The sequence below is a fragment of the Actinomadura sp. K4S16 genome (assembly GCF_008327685.1).
Classification (GTDB): Bacteria; Actinomycetota; Actinomycetes; order Streptosporangiales; family Streptosporangiaceae; genus Spirillospora.
The window spans coordinates 329,852-346,745 of record NZ_BDDE01000014.1; the positions used below are offsets into that span (position 1 = coordinate 329,852).

Below are 16,894 nucleotides of genomic sequence, written 5' to 3' on the forward strand. Positions count from 1 at the left end.
GGAGGCCCGCGGCGGCGGAGGGCGGGTCGGGAGCGGGTCAGAAGGGCAGCTCCGCGGGCGGCTTCGGCCTGGTGTCCGTCCAGCGCGGCGAGCGGTCGGCCTCGTAGGAGATGACGAAGCCCGGCTTCATCTCCGCGTACGGGCCGCCCGGTTCGGTCAGCTGGTCCTCCAGGGCCAGCAGCGCGCCCGTGCGCTCGTCGAAGACGATCACGTTGCGGGAGCGGTACGTCCCCTGCTGGGCCTTCGGCGTACCGAACTCACCGGTCTCCGTGATGGCCCAGTCGGGCGTGGCCAGCGCGACCCCCCGGCGCCCCAGCGGGTCGGTCACGCGGCCGATCGCGCGGATGCCCGGCTGCGCGGCCAGTGCCTTGATCAGACCTGACCGGACCTTCGACGACACCGGGGCGGACAGCAGCGTCGACGTCCGGCGCATCTGCAGGCGGGGGATGACACCCTCCTTGAGCTTCTTGCCCCCCGACCCATTCGGGTTCACCGCCCGCTCCATCTCCGCGGGGCTGAGGATCTCGGCGAGCTCGGCCGGGTCGGTCGGCAGGTTCCGCAGATCTCCCAGCGAGGCCCCGCCGCTGCCCAAGCCGTAGAACCTCCCGCCGCCCTTCGGGTCGACGCCCACGTTGGGACCGTTCACCCGCCACTTCGTCGCCTTGGTGGTGTAGGTGTGGTAGGCGTCGCCCGACCAGACGCGGATGGACGACGGCGAACCGGCCCTGCGCCACAGCGCCTCGTCCCGCGGGGTCTGCGGGCGGGCGGGGAGGTCGCGGTCGTAGTACGCCTCGCCCATCCCCTTCCTGGCACCGGCCCAGTGGAACATCTCGCTGTGCGCGCCGAAGATCGCGTACGTGCCCGTCTTCGCCCGCACGACGTAGGCCTGGCCGCTGATCCTTTCGGCGGACCAGTAGTTGCCGGTCGGCTGCTCGGCGGCCCTGTCCGCCGCCACGAGCACCGCCTGCTTGTTCAGGTCGACGGCCCCGGGAGGCGTGCCGGGCGACGAACCCGGCGAGCCCTGGCCGGTGGCCACGATGGCGACGGCCGCGGCGGCGCCGGCCGCGACCAGCCCCACCCCCAACCGGACCGGCCACCCGAAGCGCCGCAAGCCCGTCCGGGGCGACCGCAGGCGCCCGCCGCCCGATGCCATCGCGTCCTCCAGCATCGCCAGCGCCCGCGCCGAAGCGTCCGCCGACGGGGGCGGCGGCTCGCCCAGCAGCCGCCGGACCCGGGCTTTCTCGTTCATGTCGGTCTCGTTCACGCGGGCTTCTCCTCAACGATCAGCGCGGGATGGGTTCCGCCGAGCGACTCCCTCAGGCGGCGCCGGGCACGGTGCAGCCGGGACGCGACGGTGCCGGTCTTGAGGCCGAGCGCCTGCCCGACCTCCTCGTAGGTCAGGTCGGCCAGCGCCACCAGCAGCAGGACGTCCCGGTCCCCGCGCGGCAGCCGGGCCAGCGCGGCGGCGAGGTCCTCGCCCGCGCCGCCGGCCGTGACGCGCGCGGTGACCAGGTCCTCGTGCCCGTCCTGGACGTGCTCGGCGGGCGTGCGCGCCAGCGCCCGGTAGCGGCGGCCCTCCGCGCGCCGGTGCAGCCCGATCAGCCGGGTCGCGATCCCGTACAGCCACGGGCGGACCGACCCCCGGTCGGGGTCGAACCGGCCGCGCTTGTTGAACGCGGCGAGGAAGGTCTCCGCGGCGATGTCGTCCGCCGCGTCGACGCCGAGGCGCCGCGCCGCGTACCCGTGGATCGCGGCGAAGTGGCGGTGGAAGATCTCCGCGAACGCGGCGGGCTCGCGCCGCGACCGGACGATCGCCGCCGCGTCGGAGGCGTCGGCGCCGGACGCGGCCGGCGCCGCGCCGCGCCGCGCCCCGGGATCCGGCGGGGGGTGAGAGGCCATGAAGGTGATCCTCGTCGTCGGGGGGAGTTCTCGGTCATCCCGCTCTCAACCGATCCCCGGATCCCCCTTCACGCGGAAGCGCCCCCCGCCCGGACGTCGGGCGGGGGGCGCGGGAGGCCTGCGCGGTGCGGCCGCTCAGAAGGGCAGCTTCGCGGGCGGCTTCGGCACGGTGTCCGTCCACCCCGTGTCGCGGACGACCCAGTAGTTGATCACGAACCCGGGGGGCTGCTCCCGGTAGGCGCCGCCGGGCACGGTCAGCACGTCCTGCTCGGCGAGCAGCTCACCGGTCTCCTTGTCGAAGACGAGCTCCGACCGCGACCGGTACTCCCCCCGCTCCTGCGGAGGCGCGCCGAACTCCCCGTCCACCTTCGCCACCGGGTTGTCGACGGCCAGCGCGACGCCGGTCCGCCCGAGCGGGTCGGTCGCGGCGCCGAGCGACCGGACGCCGGGCTGCGCGGCCAGCGCCCGCATCAGCCCCGCGCGGACCCGGGGCGGCAGCGGGACGTCCTCCAGCAGCGACGCGGTCACCCCGAGCCAGCGCGACGCGGGCAACGCGGGCGAGGCCCGCTTGGCCCGCCTGGCGATCAGCCGGTCCCTCGGCGTGTCCAGCGTGAAGAACATCCTGGCCAGCGCGTCAGGATCGTCCGGCAGGTTCTGGATCTCCTCGACGGTCAGCTCCTTGCCGCCGGTCCCCTGGACGTAGAACCTCCCGCCGCCCTCGCCGTCGGGATCGTCCGTCTCCCACTTCGTCGCCTTCTGGGCGTAGGTCCAGTAGTGGTCGTTCGACCAGACCCTGAACTCCTTCGGCGAGCCGGCGCGCCGCCACGCCGCCGCGTCCCGCTCCGTGAACGGCCTGGCGGGCAGGTCCCGGCCGTAGCCCACGTTCCCGCCGCCCCGTTCGGCCGCCGACCAGAAGAACGTCTCGCTGTGCGCGCCGACGATCGCGTACGCGCCGGTCTTCGGCCGCATGATGTACGACTGGCCCTGGATCTGGTCGGAGAACCAGTACTTGCCGGTCGGCTGCGCGGCGGCCTTCTCCGCCGCCGCGAGCACGGCCTGCCGGCCGAGGTCGACGGCGGGCGCGGGCGGCGCGGGCGACCCGGACCCGGTCACCGTCACCGCGACGGCCACGGCCGCGCCGGAGGCGACCACGCCGAGCCCCGCCTTGAACCGCCATCCGAGCCGGACGCGGCGGCGGGACGCCGGCTCCTGGAACATCCGGGCGCGGGCCTCGGTCATCTCCCGCAGCGTCGGCGGGGCGGGCTCCCCGTACGCCTCGCTGATCGCGCGCAGCTCATCCATGGTCGTCCTCCAGATCACGCGTCGGGTCGGTGCCGCCGAGCGCCTCGCGCACCTTCTTCCTGGCCCTGCTGAGCCGCGACCCGACCGTCCCGTACGGGACGTCCAGGGCGGCGGCGACCTCCTCGTGGGTGAGGTCGGCGAGCGCGACGAGCAGCAGCACGTCCCGTTCGCCCGCGGAGAGCCCGGCGATCGCCCCGGCCAGCCGGCCGCGCAGGCCCTGCGCGCTGACCCGGGCGTCCACCCGGTCGGCGTGCCCGGCCTCGTCCTGGACGGGGCCGAGCCGCGCCCGCGCCCGCAGGCCGCGCACCTCGCCGCGCCGGTGCTTGCTGATCACGTTGGTCGCGATGCCGTAGAGCCAGGTCCGGACGGCGGCGCGGGACGCGTCGTAGCGCGCCCGCACGCGGAACGCCTCCAGGAAGGTCTGCGCGGCGACGTCGGACGCGGCGTCCGGCCCGAGCCGCTTGGCCGCGTACCCGTGGATCTCGGCGAAGTAGGCGTCGAAGATCTCGCCGAACCGTTCGGGGTCGCGCAGGGACATCCGCATGACGCCGGAGTGGTCGGCCCGCCCCGGACCCCCGTCCCGGGGCGGGTCTGCGGTGAGGGGTTCCCCTGTCATGTGCTGCCTTTCCGTGGCGCGGGCGGCGGTCACTGACGTATCACCCGGAGCCCCCCACCGCTTTCACGACACGGCTACCGGACGCGGTAGGCGCGGATGACCCGCTGGTCGACGCCGCTGCCGCCCGCGTCCTTCGCGCTGACGCGCAGCGAGACCGCCTGCCCCTCGACCGGCGCCGGGAGCGGGGCGCCGAACCGCCCGCCGCCGAGGGCCTTCACCCGGGCCTCCTGCCAGGTCGCGCCGTCGTCCACCGACGTCCAGAACCGCAGCCCGGTGATCGCGGCCTTGCCGGAGCCCGCCATCCGCGCGGCGGTGAGCACGGCGGGCTTCCCGGACGGCTGGTTGCGCAGGTCGAGGTTCAGGTCGTAGTCGACGAGGAGGAGCGGCAGGTTGGCGCTCTCGTGGCCGCCCGGCGCGCCGGAGCGGAACGTCCAGGACGTCGAGGTGCGGATCGACACCGGGACGACGGCCGACGCGTCGTTCTCGTACGTCAGCCGGTACCCCGCCTCTTCGGCCGGGACGGTGAACTCGCCGAACGGCCCGTTCCTCTCGCCGATCTTCTTGGCCCCCGCGAACAGCGCCATGCGCCCCTTCACCTCGTGCATGGCGCAGTCGAAGCCGTCCGGACGGGTCTGGAGGTCGACGAGCGCGACGCGCATGCTCTGCCCGGTGCGGGCCGCGGGGTAGCGGGCGCAGCCGCTGGGCGTGACGCCGGTCCCCGAGTACGGGCCGGGGCGCAGCGGCTGGCGGCCCCAGCGCTCGGAGACCCGCCCGCCCGGCTTCAGTTCGCCGAACGGCCCCTGGTCCACCCAGAAGTCCTCACCGAACTTGACGAACCCCTCGTCCCCCCACAGCAGGCCGGAGCCGGTCGAGACGTAGTCGGTCCGGGACGTTCCGGGCTTGACGTCCCCGTTCGCCTCGAACATCAGCAGGCCCTCCGGGCTGATGCCGTAGCGCTTCTCGCCCATGGGGATGCCCGCGTCCCCGTCGAACGCGGCGAACCGCTGGTCGACGCGGGCCATCCGCTTGACCTCGGCGGGGGTGACGACGTGCGTCAGGTCGGCGGGGACTCCGTTGCCCAGGGGGTGCAGGACGTCGTAGACCGTGCCGGGCGCGCTCAGCCGGTGGTTGGTGTACGCGCGGAACGTCCCGGTCTCCACGCCGTCCATCCGCTGGGCGTACACGGGCGCCTTCGCGGGATCGAAGGAGTAGGCGCTGAACCACCACAGCCCCTGCCCTGCGTCGCGGACCATGTCCGCCGACAGCATCGACTGCTGGGTCTCGACGCCTTCCACGCGCGCGCCGACCTTGACGGCGGCGGCGCCGTCGAGCGTGACGGTCGTGGGCCCGTCGACCGCCACCTCGGGGTCTCCGGCCAGCGCCGAACGCCAGTCGCCGGTGTCGTCCACGTTGCCGAGGACCGCGTAGCGGCCGTCGGGGACGCGGACCTTCGCCGTCCCGGTGGCGTCGACCCACTGGGAGAACAGCGCCATGTCGGCCAGGTTGACCACGGTGGCGGAGGCGGAGAAGTCCGCCGGGTCGGTGCCCGGCAAGGGGGTGGCCTTGATCGTGAGGTCGTGCGACGGAGGCTCGACGTAGAACGTGACGGGCGTTTCGAGGGTCGCACCGCCGCCCGTCGCCGTCACCACGGCCGTGTACAGGCCGGGACGGCCGGCGAGCTCGGCCGCGTCCACGGTCAGGGCCGCCTGGCCGGTGCCGCCCGCCGGGACGTCCACGCCGGAGGGGACGCTCGCCGCGCCGTTCGCCGCGTGCCCGCGACGGTCGACGACCTTCACGCTCAACCGCATGCGAACGGGGCGGGGGGCCCGGGACGTCCAGCCGAGCTTCGCGGACAGCGCCCTGTGCTCGGGGAACCGCGACGTGCCGAGGTCGACGATGCTCTGCGCGGCGAGGACGGGGCTCTTCGCGGCCTCGCCCGCGTCGAGGCGTCCGGCCCCGCCCTCGAAGGCGTCACCGCCGGTCGCCGGGTCGGCCGTCCCGACGAGGGCGGCCTTGAGGCGGGAGGGGCCCCAGTCCGGGTGCTTCGCGGCGAGCAGCGCGGCGGCGCCGGCGACATGCGGCGTGGCCATCGACGTCCCGGACGCCTTGGTGTAGCGCGCTCCGGTCGGTGTGCCCATGGCGGTGCCCTCGGCGCGGGCCGCGATGATGTCGACGCCCGGCGCGACGATCTCCGGCTTCGCGACGTGCCCGCGCGGTCCCCGGCTGGAGAACTCGGCGAGGCGGTCGCGGGCGTCGACGGCACCGACGGTGAGCGCGGCATCGGCCGTTCCGGGCGTGCCGACCGACCCGACCAGGCCTTCGTTGCCCGCCGCGACGACGAACAGCGTCCCGTGCCGCTTCGTGAGGTCGTTCAGGGCCAGCGAGAGGGGATCGGCGCCGTCGGTGGGGGCGCCGCCGAGGCTCATGTTGACGACGTCGGCGCGCGGCGCGGCCCACTCCATCCCGGCGATCACGCTGGAGTCGGTGCCGGAGCCCTCGTCGTCCAGGACCTTGCCGATCAGCAGGTCCGCCTGCGGCGCGACGCCCCGGCGCTCCCCGTGGGAGGCGGCGCCCGTTCCGGCGACGGTCGAGGCGACGTGCGTGCCGTGCCCGACCCGGTCGGCGGTGTCGGGCGACTCGGAGAAGTTCTTCGTCTGGGTGATGCGCCCCTTGAGGTCGGGGTGCCCGGCGTCCACACCCGTGTCGAGGACGGCGACCTTCGCGCCCTCGCCGGTGTACCCGGCGCTCCAGGCCGCGGGCGCGCCGATCTGCCGCAGGTTGGAGTCCAGCCGGTGGGCGGCGGGGGCCCGGGGCGCGGCGAGCGCACCGGGCGCGGTGGTGAAGCGCGCCTTGACCTTGCCGTCCAGCCAGATGTGCCGGATCCCGCCGGTGGCCTTGACCGACGGCATCCCGGCCAGCGCGCCGCCGAGCCGCGGCGCGTCGCCCTTGGGCTGCCGGACGGCGGTGGCGCCGATGCTCGGGAGCTCCCGCGTCGTGCTGAGCGTCCCACCGAGCGCCTTGCGGGGGCTCGTCCCCGCGGACCGCTGCACGATCAGCGGCAGGTCGCCGCTGCGGGCGTCGTCGTAGCCCTGCGCGATCAGCGCGGTGACGTCGAACAGCTCGGGGTCGATCACCCGGCCGACCAGCCCGGCGACGTCGACCGGGGTGACGACGACGTGCCCGTCCGGGCGGACCTCCTTGCGGAAGGAGTGCTCCTCCCGGCCGGGCGCCGGCGTCACCGACACCAGCGGGGGCCTGCCCTTGATCGTCCGGACGGCGACCACGTCCCCGGTGAGCAAGGTCACCTTCCATGAGCCGCCGGGGTCCAGGCCGCCCGCCGGCGGCGCGGCGTGGGCGGGCGGGGGGACCGCGGCCAGCGTCCCGGCCGCGAGCAGGATGCCGAGCAGGGCCCGGCTCCGGCGTCTGTGCGTCATCGAGTCTCCTCTGCCATGGCCGTCCCGGAACGGACGGTCTCCATTGATCAGCCGAAGCGACTGATCGACTTCACGGCGGAGCCCCGAGCGCCGGGCGGCGCGGCCACCCCTCGCTCCTTCTCGTGGAGGACGAGGGCGCCGCGGTCCCTCCTCCGGCCGGGCGAACTTCTCCTCGGCGAACCGGCGGCGGGAACCGGAATAGGCCGCTCACTCGTCCTGTTGTAGAGGTCGTCAGCAAAGTTGAGTCCGGCCGACTCAAGTCATTTGACAGGAACGAGGATGCCGGGCAACCTTGCGGACAGAAGACTCAACCGGCCGCGCCTCGGGGGCGACCGGGGCTGCGATATCACCGGATACGACGGAGGACGAGAAACATGGCACGTGCGGTCGGCATCGACCTCGGGACGACCAACTCGGTCGTCGCGATCCTGGAGGGCGGCGAGCCCACCGTCATCGCGAACGCGGAGGGGTCGCGGACCACGCCGTCCGTCGTCGCCTTCGCCAAGAACGGCGAGGTCCTGGTCGGCGAGGTCGCCAAGCGCCAGGCGGTGACCAACGTCGACCGAACGATCCGGTCGGTCAAGCGCGAGATGGGCACCGACTGGAAGACCAAGATCGACGACAAGGACTTCAACCCGCAGCAGGTCAGCGCGTTCGTGCTGCAGAAGCTGAAGCGGGACGCCGAGTCCTACCTGGGCGAGACGGTCACCGACGCGGTCATCACCGTCCCCGCCTACTTCTCCGACCACCAGCGGCAGGCCACCAAGGAGGCCGGCCAGATCGCGGGCCTGAACGTCCTGCGCATCATCAACGAGCCGACCTCGGCGGCCCTCGCCTACCACCTGGAGAAGGAGAACGAGGCCACCATCCTGGTCTTCGACCTCGGCGGCGGCACGTTCGACGTGTCCCTGCTGGAGGTCGGCGACGGCGTGGTCGAGGTGAAGGCCACCAGCGGTGACAACCACCTCGGCGGCGACGACTGGGACAACAAGGTCGTCGACTGGCTGGTCGAGCGGTTCAAGAACGCCAACGGCGTCGACCTGTCCAAGGACAAGATGGCGCTGCAGCGGCTCCGCGAGGCCGCGGAGAAGGCCAAGATCGAGCTGTCCAGCTCGTCCGAGACGCAGATCAACCTGCCCTACATCACGGCGTCCTCCGAGGGCCCGCTGCACCTCGACGAGAAGCTCACCCGGGGCGAGTTCCAGCGGATGACCGCCGACCTGCTCGAGCGCACCAAGGCGCCGTTCCAGTCGGTGCTGAAGGACGCGAACATCACCGTCGACAAGATCGACCAGGTCGTGCTGGTCGGCGGCTCCACCCGGATGCCCGCGGTCTCCGAGCTGGTCAAGGAGCTGACCGGCGGCAAGGAGCCGAACAAGGGCGTCAACCCGGACGAGGTCGTCGCGATCGGCGCCAGCCTCCAGGCCGGCGTGCTCAAGGGCGAGGTCAAGGACGTCCTGCTGCTGGACGTGACCCCGCTGAGCCTCGGCATCGAGACCAAGGGCGGCATCTTCACCAAGATCATCGAGCGGAACACCACGATCCCGACCAAGCGGTCGGAGACGTTCACCACCGCCGACGACAACCAGCCGTCCGTGGAGATCCAGGTCTACCAGGGCGAGCGCGAGATCGCCGCGTACAACAAGAAGCTCGGCACCTTCCAGCTCACCGGTCTGCCGCCGGCGCCGCGCGGCGTCCCGCAGATCGAGGTCACCTTCGACATCGACGCCAACGGCATCGTGAACGTCAGCGCGAAGGACCAGGGCACCGGCCGCGAGCAGTCGATGGTCATCACGGGCGGCAGCGCGCTGCCCAAGGACGACATCGAGAAGATGATGCGCGACGCCGAGCAGTACGCCGAGGAGGACCGCAAGCGCAAGGAGGAGGCCGAGGTCCGCAACCAGGCCGACACCCTCGCGTACTCGACCGAGAAGTTCCTGCGGGAGAACGACGAGAAGGTCCCCGCGGAGCTGAAGACCGAGGTGGGCGACGCGGTCGCCGAGGTCAAGAAGGCCCTGGAGGGCACCGACGTCGAGGCGATCAAGGGCAGCGCCGAGAAGCTCGCGCAGGTGAGCCAGAAGATGGGCGCCGCCATGTACGCGCAGAACCCCGAGGGCGCCCAGGCCGGCGCCGAGGACCACGGGCCGACGGCCGGCGCCCAGGGCGGCGAGCCGCAGGACGACGAGGTCGTCGACGCCGAGATTGTGGACGAGGACAAGCCGAAGGGTGATGCATCGTGACGTCCTCTCCCAACGAGGGCGAGGAGAAGGAGGGCCCGGTGATCCGCGACAAGCGGCGCATCGATCCCGAGACGGGGGAGGTCCGGGAGCGGGCGGGGGAGTCCTCGCCGGCCCCGGAGGCCCCGGCGGACGGGGGCGCCAAGGCCACCGATGAGGAGGTCTCCTCTCTGAAGACGCAACTGGCGGAACGGCTCGCCGACCTCCAGCGCCTGAAGGCGGAGTACGACAACTACCGCAAGCGCGTCGAGCGCGACCGGGTCGCGGTCCGCGAGCAGGCCCTCGGGCAGGTGCTGTCCGAGCTGCTCCCGGTGCTGGACGACATCGGCCGCGCCCGTGACCACGAGGAGCTCACCGGCGGGTTCAAGTCCGTCGCGGAGAGCCTGGAGGCGGTCACCGGCAAGCTCGGCCTGGAGCGGTTCGGGGAGAAGGGCGAGCCCTTCGACCCGGTCGTGCACGAGGCGCTGATGCACTCGCACTCGACCGAGGTGACCGAGACGAGCGTCACCGACGTCCTCCAGCCCGGGTACCGGATCGGCGAGCGGGTCCTGCGGCCCGCCCGCGTGGCGGTGGCCGACCCCGCTCCGGACTCCGGAGCCGACGAGCCCGGCGGCGAGCCGGGCGAATCGAACGACGAACCGGGCGAATGATCCTCAGGGGGCCCGCCCGGACGGGCGGGCCCCGCAGGGGCCTGAAGACATGTGGCAAGTGGCGATAGCAGAAGGCGGGGCGCCGTGAGCACCAAGGACTACCTGGAGAAGGACTACTACAAGGTCCTCGGTGTCGCGAAGACGGCCTCCCAGGAGGAGATCAAGAAGTCCTACCGGAAGCTGGCGCGCAAGTACCACCCGGACGCCAACAAGGGCGACACCGAGGCCGAGGACCGCTTCAAGGAGGTCTCGGAGGCCTACGACGTGCTGTCCGACGAGAAGCGCCGCAAGGAGTACGACGCGGTGCGCTCGATGCCGGGCGGCTTCCGCGGCCAGCAGGGCGGCGGCTTCCCGTTCGACCTCGGCGACATCTTCGGCCAGTCGGGCGGGACGCAGACGGGCGGCGCCGGGGAGCGCATCGGCGACCTGTTCGGCGGCCTGTTCGGCGGGCGCGCCGGCGGCGGCGCCCGCACGGCGGGGACGCGGCGCGCGCGGCGCGGCGCGGACGTCGAGACCGAGGTGACCCTGTCGTTCGGCCGCGCGATGAACGGCGTCACCGTCCCGATCAAACTGACCAGCGAGGCGGCCTGCAACAGCTGCCGCGGGACGGGGGCCAAGGCCGGCACCGTGCCGCGGGTGTGCCCGAACTGCGAGGGCACCGGGCACGAGACCCGCAACCTCGGCAACTTCGGCTTCCAGGAGCCGTGCAAGGAGTGCCGCGGCCGGGGACTCGTCGTCGACGACCCGTGCCCGACCTGCCACGGCAGCGGCCGCGCAACCGGCACCCGGACCATCCAGGCCCGCATCCCGGCGGGCGTGGCGGACGGGCAGAAGATCCGGCTGAAGGGCAAGGGCGCGCCCGGCGAGAACGGCGGCCCGGCCGGCGACCTGTACGTGAACATCAAGGTGCTGCCGCACAAGGTGTTCGGCCGCAGCGGCGACAACCTGACGCTGACCGTCCCGGTGACCTTCCCCGAGGCGGCGCTCGGCGGCGAGATCAGGGTGCCGACCTTCCAGGGGCAGCCCGTCACGCTGAAGCTGCCCGAGGGCACGCCGAACGGCCGCAAGTTCCGCGTGAAGGGGCGCGGCGCACCGCGGCGCGACGGCACGAAGGGCGACCTGCTCGTCACCGTCGACGTGCACGTCCCGCAGAAGCTCGACGAGCAGTCGCGCGAGGCGCTCGCCAAGCTCCGGACGGCGGGCGCGGGCGACGACCTGCGCGCCGACCTCCTCCAGCAGGCCAGACAGGAGTGATCTTCATGGATCCCTTCGGCGACGACACTCCGGTCTACGTGATCTCCGTGGCGGCGCAGCTGTCCGGGCTGCACCCGCAGACGCTGCGCACCTACGACCGGATGGGCCTGGTGTCCCCCGGCCGTACGGCGGGCCGGGGACGCCGCTACTCCATGCGGGACATCGTGATGCTCCGCGAGATCCAGCGGCTCTCCCAGGAGGAGGGCATCAACCTGTCCGGCATCAAGCACATCCTGGAGCTGCAGCGCGACAACGCCCGGCTCCGCGAGGAGCTCGCCAAGGCGCACGCCGCGCTGGAGGAGCTCGCGAACGAACTCGAATCGACCCGTGCGGTCGCGGCGCGGCTGGCGCAGCAGCGGCGGCACGGGGAACCGAGCGGCACTCCCGGCGCCGACCTCGTGCCCATCAGGCGGACGAGCGTCGTGGTCTGGCACGAGCGCAACTCGGACTGAATAAGGCAGTTGTCGGGGGTCTGGGGGTTGTCCCCCAGAAGGACAGAGCAGTTGTCGGGGGTCTGGGGGTTGCCCCCCAGAAGGACAGAGCAGTTGTCGGGGGTCTGGGGGTTGCCCCCCAGAAGGAACACGGCTTACGGGGTGGGGCGATGGACTACAAGCTGACGCAGAAGAGCCAGGAGGCGCTGTCGATCGCCGTCCGCAGGGCGGCGGCCGAGGGGCATCCCGAGGTCGAGCCGCAGCACCTGCTGGTGGCGCTGATCGGGCTGCCGGACGGGACGGCCGTGCCGCTGCTGGAGGCGGTCGGCGCCGACTGGCAGGTGATCCGCGGGCGGGCGGAGGAGCAGCTCGCGGCGATGCCGAAGGCGCAGGGGTCGACGGTGGCGACGCCGCGGCTGTCCGGCCAGCTCCAGCGGTCGGTCAACACGGCGGCCAACCGCGCGCAGCAGCTGGAGGACGAGTACGTCTCGACCGAGCACCTGCTCGTCGGGCTGGCGGCCGACGGCGGCCCGGCGGCGGGCCTGCTGAAGGAGTTCGGCGCGACGCCGCAGGCGCTGCTGGACGCGTTCGAGAAGGTGCGCGGGCACGCCCGCGTCACCAGCGAGAACCCCGAGGGCACCTACCAGTCGCTGGAGAAGTACGGCGTCGACCTGACGGCGGCGGCCCGCGACGGCCGGCTCGACCCGGTGATCGGCCGCGACTCGGAGATCCGCCGGGTGATCCAGGTGCTGTCGCGCCGGACGAAGAACAACCCGGTGCTGATCGGCGAGCCCGGCGTCGGCAAGACGGCCGTGGTCGAGGGGCTGGCGCAGCGGATCATCGCGGGCGACGTCCCCGAGTCGCTGCGCGGCAAGAGCCTCATCTCGCTCGACCTCGGCGCGATGGTCGCGGGCGCGAAGTACCGCGGCGAGTTCGAGGAGCGGCTCAAGGCCGTCCTGAACGAGATCAAGGAGAGCGAGGGGCAGGTCGTCACGTTCATCGACGAGCTGCACACCGTCGTCGGGGCGGGCGCGGCCGAGGGCGCGATGGACGCCGGCAACATGCTGAAGCCGATGCTGGCCCGCGGCGAGCTGCGGATGATCGGCGCGACGACGCTGGACGAGTACCGGGAGCGGATCGAGAAGGACGCGGCCCTGGAGCGCCGGTTCCAGCAGGTGTTCGTCGGCGAGCCGTCCGTCGAGGACACGATCGCGATCCTGCGCGGGCTGAAGGGCCGGTACGAGGCGCACCACAAGGTGCAGATCAACGACTCGGCGATGGTGGCGGCGGCGACGCTGTCCGACCGCTACATCACCTCCCGGTACCTGCCGGACAAGGCGATCGACCTGGTGGACGAGGCCGCGTCCCGGCTGCGCATGGAGATCGACTCCCGGCCGGTCGAGATCGACGAGCTGCAGCGCGCCGTCGACCGGCTGAAGATGGAGCAGATGAACCTGGAGAAGGAGACCGACGAGGCGTCCCGGCAGCGCCTCGAACGGCTCCGCGCCGACCTCGCCGACAGGCAGGAGCAGCTGAGCGGCCTGAACGCCCGCTGGGAGCGGGAGAAGGCCGAGCTGAACCGGGTCGGCGAGATCAAGGAGCGGATCGACCAGCTGCGCGGCGAGGCGGAGCGGGCCGAGCGCGACGGCGACCTGGAGACGTCCTCGCGGCTCGTCTACGGCGAGATCCCGGCGCTGGAGAAGCAGCTGGAGGAGGAGGCCGAGGCGACCGAGAACCGCGACACGATGGTCAAGGAGGAGGTCGGCCCGGACGACGTCGCCGACGTGGTCGCGTCCTGGACGGGCATCCCGGCGGGCCGGCTGCTGGAGGGCGAGACCGCCAAGCTGCTGCGCATGGAGGACGAGCTCGGCAGGCGGCTGATCGGCCAGGAGGCCGCGGTCCGCACGGTGTCGGACGCGGTGCGCCGCGCCCGCGCGGGCATCTCCGACCCGGACCGCCCGACCGGCTCGTTCCTGTTCCTCGGCCCGACGGGCGTCGGCAAGACCGAGCTGGCGAAGGCGCTCGCGGAGTTCCTGTTCGACGACGAGCGGGCGATGACCCGCATCGACATGAGCGAGTACTCCGAGAAGCACAGCGTCGCCCGCCTGGTCGGCGCGCCGCCCGGATACGTCGGCTACGAGGAGGGCGGCCAGCTCACCGAGGCCGTCCGGCGCCGCCCCTACTCGGCGGTCCTGCTGGACGAGGTGGAGAAGGCGCACCCCGAGGTCTTCGACATCCTCCTGCAGGTGCTGGACGACGGCCGCCTCACCGACGGCCAGGGCCGCACGGTCGACTTCCGCAACACGATCCTGATCCTGACCTCCAACATCGGGTCGCAGTTCCTGGTCGACCCGACGCTGGAGAACGGGGCCAAGCGGGAGGCGGTGTGGAACGCCGTCCGGAACTCGTTCAAGCCGGAGTTCCTCAACCGCCTGGACGATGTGATCCTGTTCGACGCGCTGTCGACCGACGAGCTGACCCGCATCGTCGACCTCCAGGTGGACCGGCTGGCCGGCCGCCTCGCCGACCGGCAGCTCTCGCTGCGGGTCACGCCCGCGGCCCGCGAGTGGCTGGCGCTGACCGGCTACGACCCGCTGTACGGGGCGCGCCCGCTGCGCCGCCTCGTGCAGACGGCGATCGGCGACCAGCTCGCCCGCGAGCTGCTGTCCGGGGAGGTCCGCGACGGCGACGAGGTGGTCGTCGACCTCGACGAGGCCGCCGACAGCCTGACCGTCAAGCCGTCCGGCGGGCTGACGCTGACGAATTAGCGGAGAGGGGGCGGCCCCGGGACGAGGCCCCGGGGCCGCCTTCGCGGGCCGTTCCGCCGGCGTGGGGTGTGGGCGGCGGAACGGCGGGTCAGATCTCCAGGTTCTCCTCGATGTCGCGGAGGCGGTGGCGGGCCAGGGCCAGGTTGCCGCGGTTCCGGTCGAGGGCCATGTAGAGGAAGAGGCCCTTGCCCTTGCGGCCCGTGACCGGCCGGATGACGTGGTACTGGCTGGAGATGCTGATCAGGATGTCCTCGATCTCCTCCTGGATGCCGAGCTGGTCCATCGTGCGGAGCTTGGCGCGCACCACCTCGGTGTTCCCGGCGGCCGCGACCTGGAGGTCGAGGGCCTTGGAACTGCCGAGGTGGCCGAGCGCCATCCCGCTGTTGTAGTCGACGACGGCGACGCCGATGGCCCCGTCGATCGACATCATGTCCTTGAGGGCGAGGTCGAGGTTGGACATGGTGCTCCCCTTTCGTTCGTTGTCATGAGCGGCGCGTGCCCGTGAGGTGGGCGGCGATGGCTCGGGCGGCGGGGCGCGACTCCAGGTGGAGGCGCCCCACGTTGACGTCCGGGTCCGCGAGGACGGTGAGGGACGCGGTGGGGCCGGCGGCGTAGCTGACCACGTAGCCGTCCACGCCGCGGATCACGACCTCGTGGAAGGCCCCGCCGTGGGCGGTCTCCGCGATCCGGTGCGCGAGGGACAGGCCCGTCGCCGTCACGGCCGCCATGCCGGAGGGTTCGACGGAGTCGGGCAGGTCGTGCGCGATGAGCAGCCCGTCCACCGAGGCGACCAGGCCCCCGTTGAGCTGCGGGACGCGGGCCCGCAGCGCCCTCAGTTCGGCCACCACCGCCTGTTCGGTCGCCCGCGCCGCCTGCTCGGCCGCGCGGGCCGCCGCGGCCGTCGTGCCCGCCGTGACCGCCCCCGCTCGTTTCGCCACCTTCGTCAGCCTTTCGATCAAGTGAGCCACTCGGTCCCCAGCACGGTCAGCGGAGCTCCACCAGCGCCGCGTGGAGCCGGACGAGCAGGTCGTGGTCCGCCGGCGCCCAGTCGGCGGGGATCTCCTCGCGGATCGGCGGGGCGGCCGCTCCGGCCGGCCGGGCGGGCGTTCCGTCCGGCGGGCCGGTCCGCACCAGCGACGCGGCGGCGAGGCCGCGCACGGCGAGCAGGCAGCCGAACACCGTCCGCCCGAGGTCGCGCGCCAGTTCCCCCGGGGTGCGCAGGCCGTCGGCGTTGATCAGGATCTCCGCCTGGACGCCGGTCAGGATGACGCGCTGCCGGCCGACGCGCCGGACCGGCACGACCGGCGCGGTGTCCACGCCCGCGTCGGGCCAGGCGGCGTCGAGGACGGCGCGGCGGCGGCGCCGCTCGTGGACCAGCGTCGCCACGGTGATCCGCCTGGAGCCGCCGCTCGGCGGCCCCTCGGTGAACACCGGCTCGGCCTCCGAGGCGAGCAGGAGGCAGGCGGCGTCGAACGTCGCGAGCAGCGCCGGCAGCTCCGGGTCGGGGCCGTCCGGCCGGGCGGCGGGTTCCGGCGCGTGCCGGCTCTCCGCGCGGGTGACGGCCCCGCGTTCGACGTGGAACGCTCCGTCACCGCCCACCCGCAGCACGCCGGTGGCCTTCTCCCGCTCCAGGGCCGCCAGTGCTCCGCCGACCCGTCCCGCGCTCACGTGCGCCCGGTCATTCGCGTGCGCCCGGTCATTCGTGTGCGCCACGCCGCCCACGTGCGCCATGTCATCCGCCCGTGATCTCGCCGAGGAGGTCGCGCATGCGCAGCCGGGCCAGCGCGATGTTTCCCCTTTCCCGATCGAGCAGCAAATGGACGAATAGATGCCCGTCGAGATTGGCGCCCGCGAGGGCCAATAAGTGATATCCACCCGTACCGCAAACGATGATCTCCTCGACGTCGTCTCCCGCCGCGGTGGCGCTGAGCGCCGGCGACGCCAGCACCGCCCGCACCACGTCGGTCGCCCCGGCCGCGTCCTCGTGCTGGTCGACGACGTCCTCCCGGCCGGCCGCCGCCACGGCGAGCCCGCTGGCGCAGTCGACGAGCGTGACCCGCCGCGCCCCCGGAATGGTCATCATCGACGCGAGGCAGCCGTCAATGCCCAAGCCCATTTCCCCACCGAATGAGAGTTGCAAGGACTCGACCATAGCCAGAACATTGCCGCCAGCAACACTAATCAGTAAATTTCCCGCGACGGCCAAGAATGGGGTATAAATACCGCCCGGTATGACCACCGGTCAGGCTCGTGTGAGGCGCCGCGCCCGGAATCGGCTCCCTCCCCGCCGCCGGTTCGGGGTC

At 73.0% G+C, this 16,894-nt stretch carries 14 protein-coding genes; 5 read left to right on the plus strand and 9 right to left on the minus strand.

All coding sequences use genetic code 11. The annotated features are described in order from the left end of the window. Positions 1-37: 37 nt before the first annotated feature. The 5 genes from K4S16_RS19960 to K4S16_RS19980 all read right to left on the minus strand — a co-directional run bounded on the left by K4S16_RS19960 (position 38) and on the right by K4S16_RS19980 (position 7,251). Positions 38-1,264, minus strand: a complete 1,227-nt coding sequence (locus K4S16_RS19960; RefSeq protein WP_149260488.1) for a hypothetical protein — start codon at positions 1,262-1,264, stop codon at positions 38-40. After that, positions 1,261-1,899, minus strand: a complete 639-nt coding sequence (locus K4S16_RS19965) for an RNA polymerase sigma factor (RefSeq protein WP_149260489.1) — start codon at positions 1,897-1,899, stop codon at positions 1,261-1,263. Before K4S16_RS19965 ends, K4S16_RS19960 begins: the two co-directional genes overlap by 4 nt. A 135-nt stretch (positions 1,900-2,034) precedes the next feature. Next, positions 2,035-3,201, minus strand: a complete 1,167-nt coding sequence (locus tag K4S16_RS19970) for a CU044_5270 family protein (RefSeq protein WP_149260490.1) — start codon at positions 3,199-3,201, stop codon at positions 2,035-2,037. Then, a complete protein-coding gene (locus tag K4S16_RS19975; RefSeq protein WP_149260491.1) occupies positions 3,194-3,817 on the minus strand; it encodes an RNA polymerase sigma factor in 624 nt (207 codons plus the stop codon). Before K4S16_RS19975 ends, K4S16_RS19970 begins: the two co-directional genes overlap by 8 nt. A gap of 74 nt (positions 3,818-3,891) precedes the next feature. Next, a complete protein-coding gene (locus K4S16_RS19980) occupies positions 3,892-7,251 on the minus strand; it encodes a S8 family serine peptidase (RefSeq protein WP_149260492.1) in 3,360 nt (1,119 codons plus the stop codon). Between the two features lie 374 nt (positions 7,252-7,625). Between K4S16_RS19980 and dnaK the strand changes: the two genes are divergently transcribed. The 5 genes from dnaK to clpB all read left to right on the plus strand — a co-directional run bounded on the left by dnaK (position 7,626) and on the right by clpB (position 14,591). Next, the gene (gene dnaK / locus K4S16_RS19985; protein WP_149260493.1) at positions 7,626-9,491 is read left to right on the plus strand and encodes a molecular chaperone DnaK; all 1,866 of its coding nucleotides are present in this window, start codon (positions 7,626-7,628) and stop codon (positions 9,489-9,491) included. Then, positions 9,485-10,138 carry a nucleotide exchange factor GrpE gene (gene grpE / locus K4S16_RS19990; protein WP_149260494.1) on the plus strand — a complete coding sequence of 218 codons (654 nt, stop codon included), beginning with the start codon at positions 9,485-9,487 and terminating at the stop codon, positions 10,136-10,138. The genes dnaK and grpE overlap by 7 nt, the downstream gene beginning before the upstream one ends. An 84-nt stretch (positions 10,139-10,222) precedes the next feature. Continuing rightward, the gene (gene dnaJ, locus K4S16_RS19995) at positions 10,223-11,392 is read left to right on the plus strand and encodes a molecular chaperone DnaJ (RefSeq protein ID WP_149260495.1); all 1,170 of its coding nucleotides are present in this window, start codon (positions 10,223-10,225) and stop codon (positions 11,390-11,392) included. 5 nt (positions 11,393-11,397) lie between these two features. After that, positions 11,398-11,844, plus strand: coding sequence for a heat shock protein transcriptional repressor HspR (locus tag K4S16_RS20000; RefSeq protein ID WP_149260496.1), 447 nt, complete (start codon positions 11,398-11,400; stop codon positions 11,842-11,844). 149 nt (positions 11,845-11,993) lie between these two features. Next, positions 11,994-14,591, plus strand: a complete 2,598-nt coding sequence (gene clpB, locus K4S16_RS20005) for an ATP-dependent chaperone ClpB (RefSeq protein WP_149260497.1) — start codon at positions 11,994-11,996, stop codon at positions 14,589-14,591. 88 nt (positions 14,592-14,679) lie between these two features. On the opposite strand, the gene K4S16_RS20010 is transcribed toward clpB, so the two are convergent. From K4S16_RS20010 to K4S16_RS20025, 4 genes are all read right to left on the minus strand, one after another. Next, a complete protein-coding gene (locus tag K4S16_RS20010; RefSeq protein WP_149260498.1) occupies positions 14,680-15,051 on the minus strand; it encodes a hypothetical protein in 372 nt (123 codons plus the stop codon). 22 nt (positions 15,052-15,073) lie between these two features. Continuing rightward, positions 15,074-15,529, minus strand: coding sequence for a roadblock/LC7 domain-containing protein (locus tag K4S16_RS20015; protein WP_149260499.1), 456 nt, complete (start codon positions 15,527-15,529; stop codon positions 15,074-15,076). Between the two features lie 46 nt (positions 15,530-15,575). Then, positions 15,576-16,259: a hypothetical protein gene (locus tag K4S16_RS20020; protein WP_149260500.1), complete on the minus strand. Its 684-nt coding sequence runs from the start codon at positions 16,257-16,259 to the stop codon at positions 15,576-15,578. A gap of 64 nt (positions 16,260-16,323) precedes the next feature. Continuing rightward, entirely contained in the window at positions 16,324-16,743 is a 420-nt protein-coding gene (locus K4S16_RS20025) for a hypothetical protein (protein ID WP_235036931.1), read from the minus strand. Positions 16,744-16,894 lie beyond the last annotated feature (151 nt).

Excerpts from the sequence above, each read along its gene's own strand:
- K4S16_RS19965 (WP_149260489.1), bottom strand. The coding sequence starts at position 1,899 with ATGGCCTCTCACCCCCCGCCGGATCCCGGGGCGCGGCGCGGCGCGGCG.
- K4S16_RS19970 (WP_149260490.1), bottom strand. The coding sequence starts at position 3,201 with ATGGATGAGCTGCGCGCGATCAGCGAGGCGTACGGGGAGCCCGCCCCG.
- K4S16_RS19975 (WP_149260491.1), bottom strand. The coding sequence starts at position 3,817 with ATGACAGGGGAACCCCTCACCGCAGACCCGCCCCGGGACGGGGGTCCG.
- K4S16_RS19980 (WP_149260492.1), bottom strand. The coding sequence starts at position 7,251 with ATGACGCACAGACGCCGGAGCCGGGCCCTGCTCGGCATCCTGCTCGCG.
- dnaK (WP_149260493.1), top strand. The coding sequence starts at position 7,626 with ATGGCACGTGCGGTCGGCATCGACCTCGGGACGACCAACTCGGTCGTC.
- K4S16_RS20000 (WP_149260496.1), top strand. The coding sequence starts at position 11,398 with ATGGATCCCTTCGGCGACGACACTCCGGTCTACGTGATCTCCGTGGCG.
- clpB (WP_149260497.1), top strand. The coding sequence starts at position 11,994 with ATGGACTACAAGCTGACGCAGAAGAGCCAGGAGGCGCTGTCGATCGCC.
- K4S16_RS20010 (WP_149260498.1), bottom strand. The coding sequence starts at position 15,051 with ATGTCCAACCTCGACCTCGCCCTCAAGGACATGATGTCGATCGACGGG.
- K4S16_RS20025 (WP_235036931.1), bottom strand. The coding sequence starts at position 16,743 with ATGGTCGAGTCCTTGCAACTCTCATTCGGTGGGGAAATGGGCTTGGGC.